The organism is Pseudomonas sp. HT11 (genome assembly GCF_044875395.1).
Classification (GTDB): Bacteria; Pseudomonadota; Gammaproteobacteria; order Pseudomonadales; family Pseudomonadaceae; genus Aquipseudomonas.
This window is the reverse complement of record NZ_CP173217.1, coordinates 2,307,946-2,323,602: the sequence shown is the minus strand read 5'-3', so window position 1 is coordinate 2,323,602 and position 15,657 is coordinate 2,307,946. Positions and strand designations below refer to the sequence as shown.

At 61.4% G+C, this 15,657-nt stretch carries 16 protein-coding genes, 1 tRNA gene and 2 pseudogenes; 9 read left to right on the top strand and 10 right to left on the bottom strand.

Annotation, left to right across the window (positions count from 1 at the left end; translation table 11 throughout):
* Positions 1 to 44: 44 nt before the first annotated feature.
* Genes ABWL43_RS10790 through ABWL43_RS10760 form a run of 7 tightly spaced genes read left to right on the top strand, consistent with a single transcriptional unit; the run spans position 45 to position 7,111 of the window.
* Complete coding sequence (locus ABWL43_RS10790; protein ID WP_145163467.1) at positions 45 to 839, top strand: class I SAM-dependent methyltransferase; 795 nt, start codon at positions 45 to 47, stop codon at positions 837 to 839.
* Positions 836 to 2,374, top strand: a complete 1,539-nt coding sequence (locus ABWL43_RS10785; RefSeq protein ID WP_145163466.1) for a class I adenylate-forming enzyme family protein — start codon at positions 836 to 838, stop codon at positions 2,372 to 2,374. Before ABWL43_RS10790 ends, ABWL43_RS10785 begins: the two co-directional genes overlap by 4 nt.
* Complete coding sequence (locus ABWL43_RS10780; RefSeq protein ID WP_404487649.1) at positions 2,364 to 3,149, top strand: alpha/beta hydrolase family protein; 786 nt, start codon at positions 2,364 to 2,366, stop codon at positions 3,147 to 3,149. The genes ABWL43_RS10785 and ABWL43_RS10780 overlap by 11 nt, the downstream gene beginning before the upstream one ends.
* Positions 3,143 to 4,588: an MFS transporter gene (locus tag ABWL43_RS10775; protein WP_404487648.1), complete on the top strand. Its 1,446-nt coding sequence runs from the start codon at positions 3,143 to 3,145 to the stop codon at positions 4,586 to 4,588. The genes ABWL43_RS10780 and ABWL43_RS10775 overlap by 7 nt, the downstream gene beginning before the upstream one ends.
* An 8-nt stretch (positions 4,589 to 4,596) precedes the next feature.
* Positions 4,597 to 5,382: a 3-oxoadipate enol-lactonase gene (gene pcaD / locus ABWL43_RS10770; protein WP_404487646.1), complete on the top strand. Its 786-nt coding sequence runs from the start codon at positions 4,597 to 4,599 to the stop codon at positions 5,380 to 5,382.
* Positions 5,383 to 5,430: 48 nt separating this feature from the next.
* Positions 5,431 to 6,777 carry a short-chain fatty acid transporter gene (locus ABWL43_RS10765; RefSeq protein WP_404487645.1) on the top strand — a complete coding sequence of 449 codons (1,347 nt, stop codon included), beginning with the start codon at positions 5,431 to 5,433 and terminating at the stop codon, positions 6,775 to 6,777.
* A gap of 31 nt (positions 6,778 to 6,808) precedes the next feature.
* On the top strand, positions 6,809 to 7,111 hold the full coding sequence (locus ABWL43_RS10760) for a YciI family protein (protein ID WP_404487643.1): 303 nt from the start codon (positions 6,809 to 6,811) through the stop codon (positions 7,109 to 7,111).
* Between the two features lie 128 nt (positions 7,112 to 7,239).
* Here the strand turns inward: ABWL43_RS10760 and ABWL43_RS10755 are convergent.
* From ABWL43_RS10755 to ABWL43_RS10735, 5 genes are all read right to left on the bottom strand, one after another.
* Positions 7,240 to 7,315: transfer RNA gene (locus tag ABWL43_RS10755), tRNA-Gly, on the bottom strand.
* Between the two features lie 63 nt (positions 7,316 to 7,378).
* Positions 7,379 to 7,939, bottom strand: a complete 561-nt coding sequence (pgsA, locus tag ABWL43_RS10750) for a CDP-diacylglycerol--glycerol-3-phosphate 3-phosphatidyltransferase (protein WP_003232771.1) — start codon at positions 7,937 to 7,939, stop codon at positions 7,379 to 7,381.
* Positions 7,940 to 7,971: 32 nt separating this feature from the next.
* On the bottom strand, positions 7,972 to 9,795 hold the full coding sequence (gene uvrC, locus ABWL43_RS10745) for an excinuclease ABC subunit UvrC (RefSeq protein ID WP_404487642.1): 1,824 nt from the start codon (positions 9,793 to 9,795) through the stop codon (positions 7,972 to 7,974).
* Position 9,796: 1 nt separating this feature from the next.
* Complete coding sequence (uvrY, locus tag ABWL43_RS10740) at positions 9,797 to 10,438, bottom strand: UvrY/SirA/GacA family response regulator transcription factor (RefSeq protein WP_003190387.1); 642 nt, start codon at positions 10,436 to 10,438, stop codon at positions 9,797 to 9,799.
* 151 nt (positions 10,439 to 10,589) lie between these two features.
* Positions 10,590 to 10,955 carry a helix-turn-helix domain-containing protein gene (locus ABWL43_RS10735; RefSeq protein ID WP_242200771.1) on the bottom strand — a complete coding sequence of 122 codons (366 nt, stop codon included), beginning with the start codon at positions 10,953 to 10,955 and terminating at the stop codon, positions 10,590 to 10,592.
* An 81-nt stretch (positions 10,956 to 11,036) separates the two neighbouring features.
* On the opposite strand from ABWL43_RS10735, the gene ABWL43_RS10730 reads away from it, so the two are divergent.
* Positions 11,037 to 11,276 (top strand): DNA-binding protein, encoded by a 240-nt coding sequence (locus ABWL43_RS10730; protein WP_106579986.1) that lies wholly within the window; start codon positions 11,037 to 11,039, stop codon positions 11,274 to 11,276.
* A 34-nt stretch (positions 11,277 to 11,310) separates the two neighbouring features.
* On the opposite strand, the gene ABWL43_RS10725 is transcribed toward ABWL43_RS10730, so the two are convergent.
* The gene (locus ABWL43_RS10725) at positions 11,311 to 11,757 is read right to left on the bottom strand and encodes a GNAT family N-acetyltransferase (protein ID WP_404487641.1); all 447 of its coding nucleotides are present in this window, start codon (positions 11,755 to 11,757) and stop codon (positions 11,311 to 11,313) included.
* Positions 11,758 to 12,507 carry a carbon-nitrogen hydrolase family protein gene (locus ABWL43_RS10720; protein ID WP_404487640.1) on the bottom strand — a complete coding sequence of 250 codons (750 nt, stop codon included), beginning with the start codon at positions 12,505 to 12,507 and terminating at the stop codon, positions 11,758 to 11,760.
* Positions 12,508 to 13,126: 619 nt separating this feature from the next.
* Here ABWL43_RS10720 and ABWL43_RS10715 point away from each other — a divergent pair.
* Complete coding sequence (locus tag ABWL43_RS10715; RefSeq protein ID WP_369302715.1) at positions 13,127 to 14,206, top strand: 3-deoxy-7-phosphoheptulonate synthase; 1,080 nt, start codon at positions 13,127 to 13,129, stop codon at positions 14,204 to 14,206.
* A 234-nt stretch (positions 14,207 to 14,440) separates the two neighbouring features.
* On the opposite strand, the pseudogene ABWL43_RS10710 reads toward ABWL43_RS10715, so the two are convergent.
* From ABWL43_RS10710 to ABWL43_RS10700, 3 genes and pseudogenes are all read right to left on the bottom strand, one after another.
* Positions 14,441 to 14,569: pseudogene (locus tag ABWL43_RS10710) on the bottom strand (flavodoxin family protein); the annotation flags it as partial.
* 3 nt (positions 14,570 to 14,572) lie between these two features.
* Positions 14,573 to 14,760 (bottom strand): annotated as a pseudogene (locus ABWL43_RS10705) (ABC transporter); the annotation flags it as partial.
* A 34-nt stretch (positions 14,761 to 14,794) separates the two neighbouring features.
* Complete coding sequence (locus ABWL43_RS10700) at positions 14,795 to 15,655, bottom strand: ABC transporter substrate-binding protein (protein ID WP_404488390.1); 861 nt, start codon at positions 15,653 to 15,655, stop codon at positions 14,795 to 14,797.
* Between the last annotated feature and the right edge of the window lie 2 nt (positions 15,656 to 15,657).

The following is a 15,657-nucleotide window of genomic DNA, read 5'->3' as shown; positions in this document are numbered from 1 at the left end:
TATTTTGCCTCGCCACGAAACATTTTCCAGGAGGAAAAGTAACGATGAACATGGTCCTAAAAAATACAAAAAAGACCGATACGCTGTTTTCCAAACAATCTGATCATTACGCAGCTTTTCGATTCGACTACCCTGCCGAACTCTATGAATTCATCCGCGCGCACAGCCCAGGCACGCAACAGGTGTGGGATTGCGCAACCGGTAACGGCCAGGCGGCCATCAACTTGGCGACGACCTTTGAACATGTCACGGCCACGGACGTGAGCGCAGAGCAAATCAACCGAGCGCCTCGAGTCGCCAACATTAGTTTCCAGGTGCTGGCAGCCGAAGATGCCCGCTTTGCTCCCATGCAGTTCGACGCGGTCTGTGTGGCCCAGGCCATCCACTGGATAGACACCCCGAGCTTTTACGCCCAGGTCGACCAATGCCTGGTCAGCGAAGGGTTGCTGCTGATCATCGGCTATGCCTTCAACGAGCCGCTGACCCCGGCACTGGACCAAGTGATCAACGACTTCCAGTTCGGCCTGCTCAAGGACTTCTGGCCAGTCCAGACCGAGGTCCTGTTCGCCGGACTCAAAGGCCTGCCCTTTCCTTACCCGCAACTGCCGACCCCGGAACTGCATATCCAGCGCCGCTGGAACCTGGAGGACTACGTCAACTACACCCGGACGTGGTCCGCGACCCAGCTTTACATCGATCAGCACGGCATCGACCCTTGCCCAGCGCTGGCCGAGCGCCTGGCGACAGCCTGGCCCGAAGATCGGGAATACCTCGACTTCCAGTGGCCGCTGTTTGTCCTGGCAGGCAACAAGCCCGCGCACCAGGACCGCAGTCAATGAACGTCAAGGATGTCCTTCTTCAGTCGGCACAGGCTTTTGGCGAGCGCCCGGCGGTCAGCGATGGGCAGCGCAACCACAGCTATCAGCAGGTCTGGCAGCGCGCCTGCCGCTTGGCCAATGGCCTGCTGGCCTGGGGAATCGAGCCCGGAACCCGAGTGGCGGTGCTGGAAGACAACTGCGTCGAATCCCTGGACGTGCTGGTGGGGCTCGCCATCGCTGGAATTGTCCGAGTGCCGCTGTATGCCGGCAGTGCCCTGGCCATCCAGCAGAACATTGTCCAACACACCCGCTGCCAGTTACTGATCGCCTCGCCGGCCCACGCCGAAACAGCCAGGGAGATGCAGCGACAAGCCCCCACCCTGCGGTTACTGTCTTATGGCGCCGACTATGAGGCTTGGCTCGCTGGCGCGGCGGACGGCGCACCGAATATTGAGATCGGCGAAGATGACCTGTTCATCATCCGCCATAGCGGCGGCACCACCGGAGTGCCAAAAGGCGTGCCTATCAGCCACAGGACCTGGCTCTATTCGATTTACGAATGGTCATACGGCCTGCCGCCGCTGCAGCCAGGGGATGTGTTCCTGCAGGTTAGCCCGCTGTCCCACGGAGCCGGCTACCTATTGCTGCCCACCTGGATCGCAGGGGCCTGCACCTTGGTCAGGCCGGCTTTCGACGCCGCCGACTGCCTGCGCTGCCTCACCGAACATCGGGTCACCCACAGTTTTATCGGCCCCGCCGACCTCAACTTATTGACCCGCCTGGCCAGCGCCGCAAGCGAGCCGCCCCAGGTTCGGCTCAAGGCCCTGATCACCGGTGGAGCGCCCCTCGCCGAAGCCACTATCCGCCGCTTTCGCCAGTGTTTCGGCGAGGTCCTGTATCAGTATTACGGCCAGGTCGAAGCCGGAATCATCAGCGTGATGCCTGCCTCGAACCTACATGACCTGGCCCCAGGCGATGGCCGCCTGCTGTCCTGTGGCCGGCCTCGCCACGACGTGCAAGTCTGCGTGCTGGATGACGCAGGCCAGGCGCTGGCTCCCGGCCAGATTGGCGAGATTGCCATTCGCAGCCAGGGCGTGATGCCTGGCTACTGGAACAACCCGCAGAAAACCGCGGACAAGTTCCATCGAGGCTGGCTGCTGACAGGCGACCTCGGCCGCCTCGATCAGCAGCACTACCTTTACCTGCTTGATCGCAAGGAAGAAATGGTCGTCAGCGCGGGGATGAACATTTACCCGGTGGAGGTGGAGAACGTGCTTATGAGCCATCCCACGGTAGTGGAGGCGGTCGTGTTCGGAGTGCCCGACGCCAGCAGCGGTGAAGCCTTGCAGGCGGTCTGTGTCCTGCGCCCGGGGTCAGACACGCCAGACCAGGCCTTGCGCGAGCTGTGCCGCCAAGCCCTGGGCGAGTTCAAGACCCCGAAACACATCGTCCTGCAACACGAGCCCTTGCCCCGCAGCGCCGTGGGCAAGATTCAGCGCCGGGCCATACGCGCCACTTGGTGGGACAACACGGAGCGTTTTATCCATGCCGTCTAAACACACAGCCTGCGCAACAGATGCACTCGCGCTGGATTTTGTCCTGATACCTGGTGCCGGGTTCGGTGGCTGGGTATGGCGCGAGGTCGCCAGCCTGCTTCGCGGCGAGGGCCATCGGGTATTGACCCCAACCCTGGCCGGGGTCGCCGAACGCCAAGGCGCGATCGACGCCGAAGTGGGCCTGCACAGCCATGCCCGGGAGATCGTCGCCACGGTGACGGACAATCAGCTGGACAATCTCGTACTGGTGGGCTGGAGCTACGGCGGCGCCGTGGCGGCGGCGGCCTTGCCTGACCTGTCCAACCGGATACGCGCGGTGATTTTTCTCGACGCCTTCCTGCCCCTGGACAACAGACCGTTACTGGAGCACCTGCCCACGGCCCTCAGGTCCCTGCTTATGACGTGGCAACGAGAACACCAGGGAGCGACGCTCAAACTGAGCAGCGCCGACGGGTTCGGCCTGGATGACCCAACCCTGCATGCCGAAGTCGAGCAACGCCTGGGCGCCCATCCGGGGCGAGCGTTCTTCGAGCCATTGAGCCCCATTGACCTGAGCCTGGACCTGGCCTACAGCTACATTCGCTGCAGCCAGTTTCCCTTCAGTGCCTTCGATCTCGCGCTGGAGCAGGCCCGGGACAGTGGCGTGTTTGCCAGCCGCTGCCTGGCCACCGGGCACCTGGCCATGCTCACCCATCCACACCTGCTGGCCCAGACGCTGCTTGAGCTGGGCGCCAGCGCTCGGGAAAACCTCGAACAGCAGGCGCGCCAATGCTGACACCGGAGCCGGCCGTGACCCAGACCGGGGCCAGACGCTGGGTATGCCTGGTGATCCTGCTGGTGGGATCGTTCCTGCCGCCCCTGGATTACTTCATCGTCAATATCGCCCTGCCCTTTATCAAGGCCGACCTGAGGGCCAGCGATGGCCTGATGCAGGCGTCGGTGTCGATCTACGCCGCAGCCTTTGCGCTGTTCCTGATCCTCGGCGGGCGTTTAGGGGACAGGTACGGGCCACGGCGGATTTTCATGCTTGGCATGCTTGGCTTTGCCGCCGCCTCGGTGGCTTGCGGCACCGCCGGCAGCGATCTGGGACTGGTGCTGGCGCGCTTCGTCCAGGGCCTGTTCGCCGCCATCATGGCCCCTCAGTCCCTGGCCCTGATCCATGCCAATTTCAATGGCAAGGACAAAGCCCTGGCCCTCTCGCTGTATGCCTCGATTTTTGGCCTGGCCTGCCTGGTGGGCCAGGGTGCAGGAGGCCTGCTGATTGCCGCCGATATCGGCGGACTGGGCTGGCGCAACCTGTTCCTGATCAATGTACCGATCGTTTTGCCCTGCCTGCTGGCGGCGGCGCGCCTGCTCAACGAATCCCCACACCACCAACGGCGGCCCCTGGACATCATCGGCTGTGCGCTGTTCGCAGGGTTCCTGCTACCGCTGCTGACCTGCCTGATCGAAGCGGTGCCCCGAGGCTGGCCGTGGTGGTCCTGGCTGGGGCTGGCCCTCAGTGCCCTCAGCCTGGGCCTGTTCGTCATCTGGGAAACCCGGCTCAAACGCAAGGGCGGCCCCCCCTTTGTCGACCTTGAGATCTTTCACCTGCCAGCGCTGTTACCCGGCTTTCTGGCGCTGTTCTGCTTCTACGCCATCTCGCCGTTCTTTCTGATTTACGCCGACTATCTGCAGTCGGGTTTCCAGCTCGGCCCAGCGGCAGTGGGGGCACGGATCCTGCCGTTCGGCGTGGGCTTTTTCCTCGCTGCCCTTGGCAGCGCCTTTCTCGGCCAGCGCCAAGGCAAGCCCGGAGCCCTGCTGGGCTTGAGCCTGCAGGCTGCAAGTATGTTGACGGTGGTCCTGTGCGTCGGCGGCGGCCGCCCAGACTTGCTTTATTTGCCTCTGGTCTTGCTTGGCGCCGGCCAAGGCTTCGCCCTACCGGCTCTGGTCGGGGTCGTCAGCGACACCCTGAACCGCCACCAAGCGGGCATGAGCGCCGGACTGATCAACACCGTCCTGCAATGCAGTTCGGCGTTTTTTGTCGCCAGCATCGGCGGGGTGTTCTTTGCCGTGAAAAACCACCTTCCCACAGATGTCGGGCTCTCCCAGGCCCTGGTCGCCGCCGCGCTGCTGATTCTGTTATGCCAACTGCTGGCGCTGTGGCTGATCCGTCTCGCTATCGCACGGCAAACCGCCCCCGTCCTGCCGCTCCCTACACCTAACGTGACCTGAGGAATGCTATGCCTTTCGCGCAGATCGCCGGCAATCGCCTGCACTACCAACTGGAGGGAGCGGCCGAGGCGCCGGTCCTGGTGCTGTCCAACTCCATCGGCATCGGCCTGGAAATGTGGGCCCCCCAGGTCCAGGCCCTGGCCCCACGCCTGCGGGTGTTGCGCTACGACACCCGTGGACACGGCGCCAGCACCAGCGACCAGCGGGCCACCTCCATCAACGACCTGAGTGATGACGTCGCGGCGCTGCTCGACCACCTCGACATCGGCAGCGCGCACTTTTGCGGCCTGTCCCTTGGCGGGCTGACCGGCCAGTCCTTTGCCTTGCGCCATCCCCAGCGCCTGCAACGCCTGGTGCTGTGCAATACCTCGGCGCGCATCGGCAGCCGGGAGGGCTGGAGCAAGCGCATCGACCAGGTCCGCAATGTGGGCCTGGCACGACTGGCGACCACGGTGGTGCCACACATCTGGCTGCGTCCGGAGTGGGCCCTGGCTCACCCCGCCAGTTGCCAGGTGATGGTGGACCTGGTGGGCCGCAGTGATCTGCAGGGATACATCGACTGCTGCCAGATCCTTCGGGAAACCGACCTGAACCGCTGTATCCCGGCGATCCGCGCGCGCACTTGGGTGATCTCCGGGCGCCACGACCTGGCGGCCACCGTGGAACAGGGCCAGGCGCTGCAACAGGGCATTGCCGGGGCTCACTTCAGCGAATTCGACTGCGCCCACCTGGTGAATTGGGAATGCACCAGCGCCTTCAACGAACAACTACTGGCGTTCCTCAGCGCGCCCTGAAAACCGCCGTTACGAGCTCTGAGCCTGCATAACAATAAGGAAAAGACCATGAGCAAAATAACTTCATTCTTTACGGAACTGATGCGGCGTTATCTGCCCGATCCGTTTGTATTTGCCATTGCCCTGACATTTCTCGCGATCTTTCTCGCGGTGGTGGTCGAAGGCGTGTCCCCAGTGGATTCCCTGATGCACTGGGGCGAAGGCTTCTGGAACCTGCTGGCGTTCACCACCCAGATGGCGGTGATCCTGGCCATGGGTTATGTGCTGGCCACCTCGCCCCTGGTAGACCGCCTGCTCAATGCCATCGTGGTTAGGGTTGGCACACCGCGAATGGCGATTATCGTGGCGACCCTGGTGGGCGGGATTGGCAGTTACCTGAACTGGGGCTTCGGACTGGTGGTCGGCGGTATCGTCGCGCGCAAACTCGCGTTGCACGTGCGCGGGGTCCATTACCCCTTGATCATCGCCGCGGCCTACAGCGGCTTCACTCTTTACGGCCTGGGGTTGTCGGCGACCATCCCGGTCCTTATCTCCACTCCCGGGCATCCGATGCAGAAAAGCATGGGCCTGATAGGCCTGGGCGAAACGATTTTTTCCTGGCCGATCTTGCTCACAGCCCTGGTGGTGTTGGTAACGCTGCCTCTGCTCAATGCAGCCCTGCACCCCCGGCAGGGGGAACAGGTGACCGAGATCGACGCCAGCCAGTACATCGCCAAGGATGAAAGTGGCCAGGCCGTGGACGGGCTGTTCGCCGACAACACCGTGGCCACTCGGCTCAACAACAGTACGCTGCTGAGCTTGGCGGTGGGCCTGTTGGGTCTTGGCTACGTCGCCTTGAGTTTTTTCCGCGGAGCCAACCTCGATCTGAACAAGGTCAACTTTCTGATCCTGTTCCTCGGCATCCTGCTGCTGCGCACCCCGGCCCAGTACATAGCCAAGCTCAATGAGGGCATCAAGACCATTACCGGGATCATTCTCCAGTACCCCTTCTACGCCGGGATCATGGCGATCATGGCCGGTTCGGGCCTGGTGGACAGTGTCTCCAGGGTCTTTGTCGACGTGGCCAACCAGCAGACCTTGCCCTTCTGGGGCTTGATCAGCTCGTTCCTGATCAACTTCTTCGCCCCTTCCGGCGGCGGCCACTGGGCGATTCAGGGCCCTTTCATGATCGAAGCTGCCCGTGCCCTGAACAGCTCACTGGCCCAGACCTCCATGGCGGTGATGCTGGGCAACGCCTGGAACGACCTGGTGCAGCCCTTCTGGATCCTCCCGGCCCTCGCCCTGTCACGGCTGAAACTCAAGGATGTGATGGGCTACACCGTGATCTGTATGTTCTGGGTCGGTGCCATCTACATCGGCACCGTTCTGCTGTGGGGATACCTGGGCCACCCGTGAATCCCGATTCATCATTTTCAGGAGTCTGCGTATGCCATTTGTAATCGAAACATGGGACAAGCCTGGCAGCCAGGCGGTCCGCAACCGCCACCGGCCCAGCCACCTGGAGTACCTGGAGCGCCACGCGGCGCTGTTGATCGCGTGTGGCGCCAAGTTGCATGACGATGCCAGCGACCTGGGCGGTGGGTTCTACATCGTCGAACTGGATACCCGCGAACAGGCACAGGCGTTTATCGAGGGCGACCCGTTCTACCAGGCAGGGCTGTTTCTCAACGTACAGATCACCCGTTGGCGAAAAAGCTACGTACTCGGTAAAAACCTGCTGACCGAGTGACCACGGCACCACCAGGTGCTCCTGGACAGTGCTTGGCCAGGCACGACAAATAGCGGGCCAAGCGCCGACGTATGCGTAAATCCCAGGCAAAAAAAAGCCACTCGTTAGAGTGGCTTTTTCTTTGTGTTTGGAGCGGGAAACGAGACTCGAACTCGCGACCCCGACCTTGGCAAGGTCGTGCTCTACCAACTGAGCTATTCCCGCGTCTTGGTGGTGTGCATTCTATAGAATCCAGAACCCCCGTCAACCCCTTGATTCAAAAAAGTTTTATTTCTTTTCAACGGTGGTGCGCAGATGCGGCCAGGCAGCACGCAAATACTGAAGCATGGACCACAACGTCAGGCCCGCGGCGATCAGCAGCAAGGCGTAGCCGGTGAGCACCCAGAAGGAGAAGTCCGACGGATTGGCCAGCAGGATCACCAACGCGAGCATTTGCGCAGCGGTTTTCCATTTGCCCATGTTGGAGACCGCCACGTGGGCGCGCGCGCCGATTTCGGCCATCCATTCGCGCAGGGCCGAGACGACGATCTCGCGGCCGATGATCACGGCGGCCGGCAGCGTCAGCCACAGGTTGCCGTGCTCCTGCACCAACAGGACCAGGGCCACGGCCACCATCAGTTTGTCGGCCACCGGATCAAGGAATGCGCCAAAGGGCGTGCTCTGTTCCAGGCGACGCGCCAGGTAGCCGTCAAGCCAGTCGGTTGCGGCTGCAAACGCAAACACTGAACTGGAGGCGGCATAGCTCCATTCGTACGGCAAATAGAACAACAAAATGAAAATCGGAATGAGCAGGACGCGTAGAACGGTAATCAGATTAGGGATATTCATCGGCACAACTGGCTACGAGGTGAGAAGGCATTCTATTCGCTGTGCAGGTTTGCATAAATCAACTCAGCGAGCTTTTTACTGATACCGGGTGCTTTGGCTATTTCGTCAATGCTGGCACGGGACAGCTCCTGCAAGCCACCAAAATGTTTAAGCAGGTCGCGCCGGCGTGTCGGGCCAACGCCCGCCACCCCTTCCAGGGTTGAGGTTCGACGGGTTTTGCCGCGACGGGCACGGTGGCCAGTAATGGCAAAACGGTGGGCCTCGTCACGGATCTGTTGAATCAGGTGCAGCGCGGGTGAGTCGCCCTTCAAGGTGAACTCATGGGCGGCATCATTCAAGTACAACGTCTCGAAACCGGCCTTGCGCGTGGCGCCCTTGGCCACGCCGAGCAGGATCAGGTCGGGCACGGCCAGTTCGTTGAGCACGTCACGGGCCATGGACAACTGGCCCTTGCCGCCGTCCACCAGAAGGATATCCGGCAGTTTGCCCTCCCCGTCCTTCAACTTGCTGAAGCGTCGCGTCAGGGCCTGGTGCATCGCGGCGTAGTCATCGCCGGCGGTAACGCCTTCGATGTTGTAGCGCCGGTAATCGGATTTGATCGGCCCTTCCGGCCCGAACACCACACAGGACGCCACGGTGGCTTCGCCGCTGGAGTGACTGATGTCGTAGCACTCCAGCCGTTGCGGCGGCTCGTCCAGGTTAAGCACTTCAGCCAAGGCGTCGAAGCGTGCGGCCACATGCTGCCGATTGGCCAGACGCGCACTTAGGGCCTGCTCGGCGTTTGTGACCGCCAGTTGCTGCCAACGGGCACGGGTACCGCGCACGCGGTGGCTGATGTCCAGCTCACGGCCGCGCAGCTCGTGGATGGCCTCGATCAGTGTGGGGAAGTCTTCATGCACCACGTTAACGATCAACTCCGAGGGCAAATCGCGCTCGGGGCTGCTGACGTAGTACTGACCAAGGAAGGCGGCCATGACCTCAGCCACTTCCTCGTCGATCCCGGTTTGCGGGAAGAAGTTCTTGCTGCCCAGCACTCGCCCGCCACGCACGCTGATCAAATGCACACAGGCGCCGCCCGGGTTGACGAACGCGGCGATCACATCGACGTCGCCGTTGCCGCCCTCCATGCTTTGCTGGTCCTGAACACGGCGCAACAGAGAGATCTGGTCGCGCAATTCAGCGGCCCGCTCGAAATCGAGCGTGCTGGCAGCCTGCTCCATGGCGCCGGAGAGCTCATCGGTGAGCGCATTGCTGCGCCCTTCGAGGAACATCACCGAATGGCGCACATCCTCGGCGTACTCCGCCGAATCAACCAGGCCGACACAAGGCGCCTTGCAGCGCTTGATCTGGTACTGCAGGCAAGGCCGTGTGCGGTTCTTGTAAAAGCTGTCTTCGCACTGGCGCACAAAAAAGGTCTTTTGCAGCAGGCTCAGGCTTTCGCGGATTGCGCCGGCGCTGGGGTACGGCCCGAAATACTTGCCCTTCTGCTTCTTCGCGCCGCGGTGAATGCTCAGCCGCGGGAAATCGCCGTCGGATAAAAACACGTAGGGGTAGGATTTATCGTCGCGCAGCAGAATGTTGTAGGGCGGCCGCCACTCCTTGATCAGCGTCTGCTCAAGCAGCAGTGCTTCGGTTTCATTGGCGGTGATGGTGGTTTCAACCTGGGCGATGCGCGCCACCAAGGCAGCGGTTTTCGTCGCCAGGCCGGTCTTGCGAAAGTAGCTCGCCAGACGGTTTTTCAGGTTCTTGGCTTTGCCCACGTAAAGCAGGCGTGCCTCGCTGTCGAACATGCGGTACACGCCGGGGCGGCCACTGCAGGTTGAGAGAAAGGCACTTGGATCAAACGGTGTGGTCATGTCAGGCGCTGGCGTCCACCATGCCGTGGCGCACCGCGAGCAGGGTCAATTCAACATCACTGCTGATGGCGAGCTTCTCGAAAATGCGATAGCGGTAGGTGTTAACGGTTTTGGGCGACAGGCAGAGCTTGTCGGAAATCGTCTGCACTTTCTGGCAGCCGACGATCATCAAGGCAATCTGGATTTCCCGCTCCGACAGCGCATCAAACGGCGAGTCGCTGGTGGGCTGGAACGATTTGATAGCCAACTGTTGGGCAATCTGCGGGCTGATATAACGCTGGCCGGCAAATACCAGGCGAATGGCTTGCACCATCTCCGCCAGGCCTGCGCCTTTGGTCAGGTAACCGGCCGCGCCTGCCTGTAGCAGACGTGTAGGAAAAGGGTCTTCCTCGCATACGGTCACCACCACGACTTTAATGTCCGGATGGCTGCGCAACAATTTGGTAGTGGCACCAAGACCGCCGATCCCAGGCATCTTGACGTCCATCAAAACCACATCGGGTTTCAACTCCCGGGCCTTGATCAGGGACTCCTCCCCTGACTCGGCCTGACCGACTACTTGCAGGCCATCGATGTCAGCCAGCATTCGTGTAATGCCTGTACGAACGAGATCATGGTCATCGACTACTAGCACCCTAATCAAGCAGACACCTCGCGATATGGTCTTATAGGTTGCTGAACACCTTAGCAAAAAACCATGGCGCAGACCTAGCTGCAAGCGTCATATATATAGAGTTTACGCACGCTATCGGTGCCCGACTTGCGCCGGACAGCCGATTTTACTGAGCAAAAGGTCAGCTTTGCGTGAGAGCCGACTTGTGTTTTCCGTTCTGCGACACGGAGTGTTCCGCCAGTGTGGCGGTCAGTCGGCGGATAGCGTCCTGATCTTCCTTGAGCATGACCCGGTAGTTTTCCAGGATTTTTTCTTCCAGCTGACTGAGGTTTTCCAGCTGCATAGGCGTCGGGCTTCCCGTCAGCACATATAAAACATCTACACCACGCTGAGCCACGCGTGACAGGTAGTCCGCCTTGGGTGCGCGGCCGCCGCTTTCGTATTTGCCTTGGGCATTTGCCTCGACGCCGCCGATTTCACCAAAAACTTTCTGCGACAGGCCAAGACGTTCTCTTTCCTGTCTTAAACGCGAACCGATTCCACTCATTTGGATGTATGATCCTGTCTGGCACACCCCAAGAGGTGACACACTCATCTCGTTTTAAACAAACTTGAACGGTTTTGAACTATGCCCGGTATTCGCACTGCTGCACAAGCCAAGGCCTGGCTGGAACATCAAGGGAAGTCAGTTCAAGCGTTTGCCCGTGAGCACGGCGTTGATCCGGCCACAACCTATCAAGTGCTCGCCGGGCGTAAAAAAGGACGGCGTGGGGAAGCCCACAAGGTGGCGGTCCTGTTGGGCATGAAAGAAGGAATTATCGTGGATGAGCCGGTAGCCCTGAACCGCGACCCGGAAATCGTTTCCTGACCGCAGTCCGCGCCTAGTGGCAAGACGTGCCTGTTTAGTCCGATGGACCTGCCCGACACTCGCGCTCCATGCGCCAGAAGCAACCCTCTTCCCCAACGATGCTCAACCCCAGGCGCTGATATAACCTGCGCGCCGGATTGGTTTTGAACACCGTCAAGCGTAAAAGACCCAGCCCCTGTGCGCGCGCCTTGAGCGCCATCTGCTCGAGAACCCAGCTGCCTGCGCCCTGCTTGCGGTAGTTTTCGGATAAGTGCAATTCGCGAATGTACAGAGCACTGTTGTCACGGCTCAGGCTGATAAACCCCAACACCGCGTCGCCCTTGCAGATCATCCAGTTCTCGCGGCTGCCCCAGCCCACGTCAAAGCCATAGTCAGACCACACAAGACCGTATTGCAGGTAGTAACCCCCCATGGCTTGGTGGGTCAGCCTCCGCGCGAATGGCAAGTCATCGCCAGTCGCGGCGCGCAGGTGAAACGTCATTTACAGCGCAACCACGTGGCCAGACCAGTGGCCGCCATCGCGGCGGGCAAGCACCAACGCGTCGCCAGTGCCCGGTGCGGCGGCCAGCACGTTGCCGTCCGCGGCCCAGACGGCGCTGCGCCCTGCGCAGGCCCAGCCGCCTGAAGGCCCGCCATGGTTGGCCATCAACACCAGCATGCGATGCTCGGCGGCATAACCCTGGAGCAGCGCGCTGTCCGCGGTGTAGCCACCCTCGCTGATCAACACGCCGGCGGCGTACACATTGGCGCCGGCCTGCGCGGCCTCACGTGGATGGCTGGCGTGGGAAAAGTCTGCACAAACCGCCAGCGCAATACGGTCATCCGCCCATTCGAGGACGGCCCCGCCCTGCCCTGCGACAAACGCCACGTCTTCACCCGGATGCAAATGCTGCTTGGTGTACACCGCCAGCGACCCGTCCGCCGCCAACACCAGCGCGCCAATCAACACGCCCGCCTCGGGCGCCAAACGGATCGGCATCCCCACCACCGCCGTCAACTGCAGCGCCTGCGCCTTTTCACGCAGTGGCGCAAGCCGTGCATCCTCTGGCGCCATCGCCAGTTCAGCGGCCAGCGCCGGCTCATAGCCGGTCAGTGACAGCTCTGGAAACACCAGCAACTGCACACCGTGCTCCGCCGCCGCCTGCATAAACGCCAAGTGCCGCTGGATATTGGCCGGCACATCGCCTGCGATTGAAGTGGTCTGAGCAGCAGCAAGGGTCAAGGCAGTCATGGTCGCGTCCAAGCCATCAATATCTGAGTGTCAGCAGCATATCGATACTCACCCCATAGCCGTAAGTACCTCAGGCGATAGAAATTACTGATTGAATCCACCCGCGTGCCTCTAGTAAGCTCCCCGCATCATTTGGAGACACACCATGTTGCAACTCACCCACACTCAGGTTTGCCCTGCTGCCAGCGCCTCGCGCTCGGTGTCGGCTACCCGCGTGAACGGTTTGAGCGCACTGGTCAGCTTTTATTTTGGGTATTGGTTTAGCCACTGGCGCGCCTGATACCTGAAATCGGCGCCCACTACTCAAGGGGTCGCCTGCCAGAGAAATCTAACCCCCGGTCGGCTCCCCGACCGGGGGTTTTGTTTTTTCAGCCCTTACTCATTTTGCTTCACACCGAACACTAAAAGGACTCACGACATGAACTACGCCACCTATTACCGCTACGACACCTCCACTGCATGGCGATTTAGCAAGCTCCGTTCGGGACAGCCTGCCGCCTCCGATCGGTCACCTATTGGTGGCAAGCCAAAACACGTAGCCAATACGGCCAATTGTCGAACACCCCAGTAGGGCAGAGCGCGCGGGAATCGCCCGCCGCTTGCCCAGGAAGCCTTGAATATGAACTCTGCCACCGCCGCCTTGCCTGTTGCCAACCTGTCCAGCGCCAATGAAGCCCTGACCCAGCGCCTGCCCAGCTCGCTTGAACTCAAGCACCAGTTGCCCCTCAGCCCGTTCCTCAACGAACAGATCTACGCCCATCGCCAAGCGGTGCGCGCCATCCTCAACGGTGAAGACGCCCGTTTGCTGGTGATTGTCGGCCCGTGCTCGATCCACGATCCCGAATCGGCCATGGAATACGCACGCAACCTGAAGAAGCTCGCGCTTGAAGTCAGCGACCAGATGCTGCTGGTGATCCGCGCCTACGTTGAAAAACCGCGCACCACCATCGGCTGGAAAGGCCTGGCCTACGACCCGCACCTGGACGGCAGCGATGACATGGCCGCAGGCCTGACCCTGTCGCGCGAACTGATGCGTGAAATGCTGCGCCTGGGCCTGCCGGTCGCCACCGAGCTGCTGCAACCCATGGCCGCCGGCTACTTCGATGACCTGCTCAGCTGGGTCGCCATTGGCGCTCGCACTACCGAATCGCAGATCCACCGCGAAATGGCCAGCGGCCTGGGCATGCCGGTCGGCTTCAAGAACGGCACCGACGGCGGCGTCGCGATTGCCTGTGACGCGATGCGCTCGGCGTCACACCCGCACCGCCACTTCGGCGTCGATAGCCAGGGCCATCCGGCAATCATCCAGACCCCAGGCAACCCCGACACGCACCTGGTGCTGCGCGGCGGCCACCGTGGGCCAAACTACGATGCGCAAAGTGTGGCCCAGGTAAAACACGATTTGGCCAAGTCCAAAGTCGCGGCGCGGATCATGGTCGATTGCAGCCACGCCAACAGCGGCAAAGACCCGTTGCGTCAGCCGGCAGTGTTCAACGACGTGCTGGAACAACGCCTGCAAGGCGACACCTCGCTGATCGGCATGATGCTCGAAAGCCATCTGTTCGAAGGTTGCCAGCCGTTGAGCGCGTCGATGAAATACGGCGTGTCGGTGACCGATGGTTGCCTGGGCTGGAGTGGCACCGAGCAGCTGTTGCGTGGTGCGGCTGAGCGGTTGCGGGAACACCACAAAGCTGACTGACGGATGGAGATCAAAATGTGGGAGCTGGCTTGCCTGCGAAGGCGGTGGATCAGTCAGAAAACCTGGCACTGATAGACCGCATTCGGGGGCAAGCCCCCTCCCACACTTGTACGGTGTTTGGGTCGGGAAAGTGGATACAACGCCTCATCAAACTGCGCCAGTTTCGCAAACACCAAGGGCTGCTCACTCGCCAGCCCTTGCAGTTTCTGCGCATACCCCAGCAGAAAATCCCGCCGCTGCAATCGATTGCTTCTTCACCCCCAGCCGTTGCTCCAGGGCATACACCAGATAGTCAGGGTTCTCGCGCGTGGAAAAATCCGCCGCCGACGCTACCGGGTTCCACTGCATGGCGTACAAGTCACTGAAATGATCGAGCCAGTCCGGGTCCATTCCGGTTCCGATGAAAACAGCAGGCCGGTGTAGTCGTGGTGAGGCTGGGTAAAAATCGCGCTGCGGCGGCCCTGGTCAACCACCCTGCCCCGCTGCATCACCACCACCTCATCGGCAATCGCGCGCACCGTGGCGACGTCGTGGGTGATGAGCAGGCAAGCCAGCTCCCACACTGGATGTTCATTGGCTGGTCGATCCCTAGGCCTGCCACCACCGCTCGATCAGCCGCAGCCCATCCAATTCACCATACGGCGCGGTCAGCGGCCCGTGGCTGAGGCGGTTCGAACGCGCCGCCACAGAGCTGGCGAACAGCGGCACAATCGCGCCGCCATCGTCCCGGTACAGGGCCTGCATTGCGTTGTACATCTCTTGGCGCAGCGGCGCGTTCATCTCGCCACGGGCCGCCGTGAGCAGTTGGTTAAAGCGCGCGTTGTCCCAGAGGGTTTCGTTCCAGGCCGCGCCTTTGGCGTAGCCGATGCTGAACATGCGGTCGGCGGTCAGGCTGCTGTACCAGAACGAGGTGGTGAACGGCTGCTTTATCCACACATTGGAGAAGTAGCCGTCGGCCGGCTCGCGCACCACGTCAATGTCGATACCGGCCTGGCGCGCCTGTTCCTTGAACAGTACCGAGGCGTCCACCGCGCCGGTGTAAGCAGCGTCGCAAGCTTGCAGGCGCACCTTGAGCGACTCCACCCAGGCCTTGCGCAGGTGGAAGCGCGACTTGTCCGGGTCGTAGCGGCGCTGCTCCAGCGCGGCGTTGATAAAGCGGCTGCCCGGCTGGATCGGGTGGTCATTGCCCACCAGGCCATAACCGTGCAGCACCGACGCCAGCAGGGTTTCGCGGTTGATCGCGTGCTTCATGGCCATGCGAATGTCGTTGTTGTTGAACTCGTTGCTGTCGCACAGCATCGGGAAGGTGTAGCGCTGGGCGCCCTTGGCTTCTTCAATCACCAAGCCTGGATTGCGCTTGAGCAACGCCACGGTTTTCAGGTCGACTTTGTTGATCACATCGACTTGCCCGAACCCGGGCAAGGTAGAGACGCGAGTCATCTGGGTGATTA

Excerpts from the sequence above, each read along its gene's own strand:
- ABWL43_RS10735 (WP_242200771.1), bottom strand. The coding sequence starts at position 10,955 with ATGAGTGGAATCGGTTCGCGTTTAAGACAGGAAAGAGAACGTCTTGGC.
- pcaD (WP_404487646.1), top strand. The coding sequence starts at position 4,597 with ATGCCTTTCGCGCAGATCGCCGGCAATCGCCTGCACTACCAACTGGAG.
- ABWL43_RS10780 (WP_404487649.1), top strand. The coding sequence starts at position 2,364 with ATGCCGTCTAAACACACAGCCTGCGCAACAGATGCACTCGCGCTGGAT.
- uvrC (WP_404487642.1), bottom strand. The coding sequence starts at position 9,795 with ATGACCACACCGTTTGATCCAAGTGCCTTTCTCTCAACCTGCAGTGGC.
- ABWL43_RS10715 (WP_369302715.1), top strand. The coding sequence starts at position 13,127 with ATGAACTCTGCCACCGCCGCCTTGCCTGTTGCCAACCTGTCCAGCGCC.
- ABWL43_RS10730 (WP_106579986.1), top strand. The coding sequence starts at position 11,037 with ATGCCCGGTATTCGCACTGCTGCACAAGCCAAGGCCTGGCTGGAACAT.
- pgsA (WP_003232771.1), bottom strand. The coding sequence starts at position 7,939 with ATGAATATCCCTAATCTGATTACCGTTCTACGCGTCCTGCTCATTCCG.
- ABWL43_RS10790 (WP_145163467.1), top strand. The coding sequence starts at position 45 with ATGAACATGGTCCTAAAAAATACAAAAAAGACCGATACGCTGTTTTCC.
- ABWL43_RS10775 (WP_404487648.1), top strand. The coding sequence starts at position 3,143 with ATGCTGACACCGGAGCCGGCCGTGACCCAGACCGGGGCCAGACGCTGG.
- ABWL43_RS10765 (WP_404487645.1), top strand. The coding sequence starts at position 5,431 with ATGAGCAAAATAACTTCATTCTTTACGGAACTGATGCGGCGTTATCTG.
- ABWL43_RS10785 (WP_145163466.1), top strand. The coding sequence starts at position 836 with ATGAACGTCAAGGATGTCCTTCTTCAGTCGGCACAGGCTTTTGGCGAG.
- ABWL43_RS10725 (WP_404487641.1), bottom strand. The coding sequence starts at position 11,757 with ATGACGTTTCACCTGCGCGCCGCGACTGGCGATGACTTGCCATTCGCG.
- ABWL43_RS10720 (WP_404487640.1), bottom strand. The coding sequence starts at position 12,507 with ATGACTGCCTTGACCCTTGCTGCTGCTCAGACCACTTCAATCGCAGGC.
- ABWL43_RS10760 (WP_404487643.1), top strand. The coding sequence starts at position 6,809 with ATGCCATTTGTAATCGAAACATGGGACAAGCCTGGCAGCCAGGCGGTC.